The sequence below is a fragment of the Vibrio sp. OPT46 genome (assembly GCF_015163535.1).
Lineage (GTDB): Bacteria > Pseudomonadota > Gammaproteobacteria > Enterobacterales > Vibrionaceae > Vibrio > Vibrio alginolyticus.
Window position 1 is genome coordinate 1 of record NZ_JADDYG010000659.1, and the last position, 391, is coordinate 391.

At 43.5% G+C, this 391-nt stretch carries 1 protein-coding gene; it reads left to right on the forward strand.

The genetic code is table 11. The features are described 5' to 3' along the window. Window positions 1–391: YjbH domain-containing protein (locus IQR33_RS34245; RefSeq protein WP_228014113.1), on the forward strand; the 391-nt coding region annotated here is incomplete at both ends.

Here is a 391-nt window from a genome sequence, read left to right on the forward strand (position 1 = left end):
GATAACAATACAGTAACTGTCGTTGGTGAGCAGAAGAAATATCGTGACCGTACAGAGGCACACGAAAAAGCGGCAGCTGTACTCCATAATGAAATGCCTGACGATATTGATACCTATGCGATCAATGAACGTAGCCGAGGCTTAGTCGGCGAACAAACGATTATTTCCAAAGAGAAATATCGCGACTTTGCCCAAGTTAATTACATCAATCCGAAAATAGAAGATGCAACCTCAAGGGCTACTACTAAGCCAACGGGAGAATCTATCTACGATGGTTTTGAACGTTTTGATTGGGGCTTTGCACCTAAACTAGTTCAAACTCTCGGAAACGCTGAAGATTTCTATCTCTTTAGTGTAGGGCTAAGCGGTAATGCCTCATACTGGCTGACGG